Origin of the sequence: Psychromonas sp. MB-3u-54 (assembly GCF_002836415.1) — a bacterium.
Classification (GTDB): Bacteria; Pseudomonadota; Gammaproteobacteria; order Enterobacterales; family Psychromonadaceae; genus Psychromonas.
Genome location: NZ_PJBP01000007.1, coordinates 1 through 3,522, shown reverse-complemented (window position 1 = coordinate 3,522; position 3,522 = coordinate 1). Strand labels below are relative to the sequence as shown.

The window sequence follows — 3,522 nt, the reverse complement described above, 5'->3', positions numbered from 1 at the left end:
ATATTTTGCAGAGTATTGGCTTGTAGCTCAAGATAGCAAAGTTTAAGCCATTAAGGGTGATCAATAGATGAAAATCTGAGAACACCCTGACGGCTGGTGTTAAATGCGTTGGCATGTCATTGTTAATCTAAATTGCTCATATAAAATTTAAAGGGGAGAGTGTTAAATGGAAAATGAAAAACCGACCGAGGAAGAGTTAAATGCCTGGCTCGAGAAGGTACATTTCGGCAGTTGCTGCAGTGATCCTGTTGAGTCACCCGCGAATGACTTGACACAAACTGAAAAATAAAGATCGAATAAATAAGCACATAATTTGTGTTTCACTCAACTTAAGTTAACTTAAGTTGACCACTGCAATATTAGCAACAGGAATGATTGCCCTTGTCTGATCTAACCCTCTTTTATTTAGAAATGAACGCTCCTGAACAGCTGCTTGAAAAACCGCATGTTGAAGGTTTAATGATTATTGAGGCCGAAATTAAAGAGTTTCGTTTCAACAAATACCTCTATAGTTTGATCGGTGAAAGTTGGCAATGGGTTGATAAACTCAAGGATTCCCCGATGCAATGGCAAGCCCATGTCGAACGGCAGCAACTCAGAACCTGGGTTGCTTATTATAAGGGGGCAATTGCGGGTTATTTTGAACTTGAAATTGCACCGAGCGGTGATGTTGAGATCCTATATTTCGGGTTGGCACCCAAGTTTATCGGTCAAGGTTTTGGCGGTTATCTATTATCAACAGCCGTTAAACACGCCTGGCAGTTATGCCATGCTAAACGTGTTTGGCTGCATACTTGCTCACTTGATCATCCGAGCGCATTGGCCAACTATCAAGCCCGCGGTTTTCGGCTCTATAGCCAAACTACCGATGATGGATTCTCAAGTAGTTCGGCTATCGATAGTCAATAAATTGAAAAAATAAAGGAATCAAAAATGTTAAAAGGAACACACCATACGGCGATTATCTGCTCTGATTATGAAAAATCGAAATATTTCTATACTGTCGTTCTCGGATTAAAGATTATTGATGAGAATTACAGAGAAGAGCGTGATTCCTATAAGCTTGATTTGCAGTTACCCGACGGGACGCAGGTGGAGTTATTTTCTTTTCCGGATTTTGCACCCCGAGCCGGTTATCCTGAAGCGTTAGGATTAAGGCATCTTGCCTTTAGTGTGGAATCAATAGATCTGACTTGTAAGCATTTGCAGTCATTTGCCGTTGCTGTTGAGCCTGTGCGTATTGATCCCTATACGGGTAAAAAATATACCTTCTTCACCGATCCCGATAATCTCCCCTTGGAAATATGCGAGTTATAAGGGGGCAATTTTATCTATCAGTCGGGCCTATAACGGGTGAAAAATGTTCGCGCTATTTTATCTTAAATTAAGCGGATAATTATTAGCGCTGGCGGCGGTCTTTAAACTATTTGGTTTCAGCTGCACGTCTAAAAATGATCCTTGTCACCCTGATCAACCAAGATAGGTTTTTTTTGCTGCGCTACCGTCATTAATTCACTGGTGTCGTATTGTAACCATTGTTTTGAATCGGCACCAAGATACGCAATGAATGCTTTTTTCCCCCGGGGGCAGTTGACCGGGTTACTAACCGGACTAAAGGCAGTCGCCGATTGATAGAGAGTAGGATTACGCCGTGCAATCATCAATGCGTCATGTCCACCCATCTAATGACCGCTAATAACCCGCTGTTTATTGATTGGAAAATGATTTTCGATAATTTCGGGTAACTCATTCACCACATAATCATACATTTGGTAATGTTTGTTCCACCGCGCCTGAGTGGCATTAACATAAAAACCTGCCCCTAAACCCAGATCGTAAGCTTGTTTGGGATCATTCGCGACACCTTCTCCGCGTGGACTGGTATCTGGGGTCACAATAGCAATCCCCAATTTAGCCGCCAGCTTTAGAGCACCTACTTTTTGCATGAAATTTTGATCGGTGCAGGTTAAGCCCGATAACCAGTACATTACTGGTACTTTTTGCCATTAGCGGCTTGCGGTGGTAAATAAATCGCAAAATGCATTTTACAATTAAGTGTCTTGGATGATGCTCATATTGTTTATGCTAGCCATCAAAGACCTTATTGGTAGTGATATTCTCTATGCTCATGAGTTTTCCAGCTTGTTAGACAACCGTTTCTGCAGATTTAGAAAGGGTTGATATTAGGGGAATTATTTAACCTCACTCGGGATAATGAAAGCGTAATATTTTTAAATATCATATTGTATCGTTTTGCTTATCCCGAGTTGAGGTTATTTATCAAAGTGAATAACTGTGCGAATACTTTCACCCTATGCATCAGCTCAAAGGCTTCATTAACCTCTTCTAGTGCCATAGTGTCCCCCTGTAAATAGCGTTCAACATAGTCGGGTAATTCAGAACGGCCTTCAACACCGCCATCGGTCATTTCAACAATCACATCTTGAATGGCTTTATCGAAATTTTTCGGATTAATACAATCCGTAGCCCCAGTTTCTTGGCAAGCTCAAATTTACTTTCATTGATATCGATGGCGATGATTATTCAGTTGCCTGATTATTATCTGCAGGAGCAGATCAGCGCAGGCAGATTAATTTCGTTATTAAACAATGTCCGGGTTGCTGAAGAGGGGATATGGGCGGTTTATCCCCAAAATCGTTATTTATCCCCAAAAATTCGTTTGCTCATTGATTTTCTTGCTGAGCATTTTTCAGACGGGACAAAACATCACTTAATGAAGGCTTAACTTGATGCCCCAAAGCGAGTGTTTCTGCGCAGGGAGTAACCAGATCCGGCACCTGAAAAACCTGCATGCCGGCGGAGACTGCCGCACGAACGCCATGATTTGAGTCTTCAAAAGCCAAACAAGCCGTTGGATCGGTATTTAAGCGTTGCGCTGCCAGTAGAAATATTTCTGGGTGAGGTTTACTGTGAGTGACTTCACATCCGGTGCTTAACTGTTGAAAATATCCCGCTAACCCGGATAATTTTAACTTAGTTAAGGCGACTTCTTTTTCGCTTGAAGTGGCCACCGCCATTGGAATTGACTGCTCCCATAACCAGTCGAGTAAAGCTATTACACCCTCCTTAACGGGAATTGCCTGGAAATTAACCACTGCGTGGTAGCGTTTCATCCATTCAATCCGCAAACGCTCATAATCAAGTTCAGGGCCGTAACCCGCTGTAATTATATTTTTGATGCTTAAGGCGTTAGTGCCGATTATTTTTAAATAGGTCTCATTTAATATGGGCAAAGACAAGTGTCGACAGGCATCCTGGAATGCCTGCTGGCATACTCTTTCGGTATCCAATAACAAACCGTCCATATCAAATACTGCTGCTTGATAGTTCATTTTTTTTCCTGGTCATTGATTAGTTTGAGTCGCAGGAAGGACAATACCAAGATTGCAGCCGATAGTTCATCTTTTTCTGGCGAGTGATTCGTTTGAATAATAGGAACAACAATGCAGACATGCATTATCGTTCCCAATCAAGAATGGATGATGGGTCTAGCTGAGATCC

Annotated in this window: 4 protein-coding genes and 3 pseudogenes; 4 read left to right on the top strand and 3 right to left on the bottom strand. The window is 41.9% G+C overall.

Features of this window, described 5'->3' with window-relative positions; all coding sequences use genetic code 11:
• The first annotated feature begins 166 nt into the window (after window positions 1-166).
• The 3 genes from CXF72_RS19955 to gloA2 all read left to right on the top strand — a co-directional run bounded on the left by CXF72_RS19955 (window position 167) and on the right by gloA2 (window position 1,317).
• Window positions 167-289 (top strand): hypothetical protein, encoded by a 123-nt coding sequence (locus CXF72_RS19955; RefSeq protein WP_269801132.1) that lies wholly within the window; start codon window positions 167-169, stop codon window positions 287-289.
• A 92-nt stretch (window positions 290-381) separates the two neighbouring features.
• Window positions 382-909 carry a GNAT family N-acetyltransferase gene (locus tag CXF72_RS00185; RefSeq protein WP_101036035.1) on the top strand — a complete coding sequence of 176 codons (528 nt, stop codon included), beginning with the start codon at window positions 382-384 and terminating at the stop codon, window positions 907-909.
• 24 nt (window positions 910-933) lie between these two features.
• Entirely contained in the window at window positions 934-1,317 is a 384-nt protein-coding gene (gene gloA2, locus CXF72_RS00180; RefSeq protein ID WP_101036034.1) for an SMU1112c/YaeR family gloxylase I-like metalloprotein, read from the top strand.
• A 63-nt stretch (window positions 1,318-1,380) separates the two neighbouring features.
• On the opposite strand, the pseudogene fghA reads toward gloA2, so the two are convergent.
• Window positions 1,381-2,130 (bottom strand): annotated as a pseudogene (fghA, locus tag CXF72_RS00175) (S-formylglutathione hydrolase); the annotation flags it as partial.
• Between the two features lie 143 nt (window positions 2,131-2,273).
• Window positions 2,274-2,541 (bottom strand): annotated as a pseudogene (locus CXF72_RS00170) (hypothetical protein); the annotation flags it as partial.
• Here CXF72_RS00170 and CXF72_RS00165 point away from each other — a divergent pair.
• A pseudogene (locus CXF72_RS00165) lies at window positions 2,540-2,746 on the top strand (LysR substrate-binding domain-containing protein); the annotation flags it as partial. The pseudogenes CXF72_RS00170 and CXF72_RS00165 overlap by 2 nt on opposite strands.
• On the opposite strand, the gene CXF72_RS00160 reads toward CXF72_RS00165, so the two are convergent.
• Window positions 2,685-3,353, bottom strand: coding sequence for an HAD family hydrolase (locus CXF72_RS00160; RefSeq protein ID WP_101036033.1), 669 nt, complete (start codon window positions 3,351-3,353; stop codon window positions 2,685-2,687). The pseudogene CXF72_RS00165 and the gene CXF72_RS00160 sit on opposite strands and share 62 nt — an antisense overlap.
• Window positions 3,354-3,522: the final 169 nt, after the last annotated feature.

Coding starts and splice junctions, on each gene's coding strand:
- CXF72_RS19955 (WP_269801132.1), top strand. CDS start 167: ATGGAAAATGAAAAACCGACCGAGGAAGAGTTAAATGCCTGGCTCGAG.
- gloA2 (WP_101036034.1), top strand. CDS start 934: ATGTTAAAAGGAACACACCATACGGCGATTATCTGCTCTGATTATGAA.
- CXF72_RS00160 (WP_101036033.1), bottom strand. CDS start 3,353: ATGAACTATCAAGCAGCAGTATTTGATATGGACGGTTTGTTATTGGAT.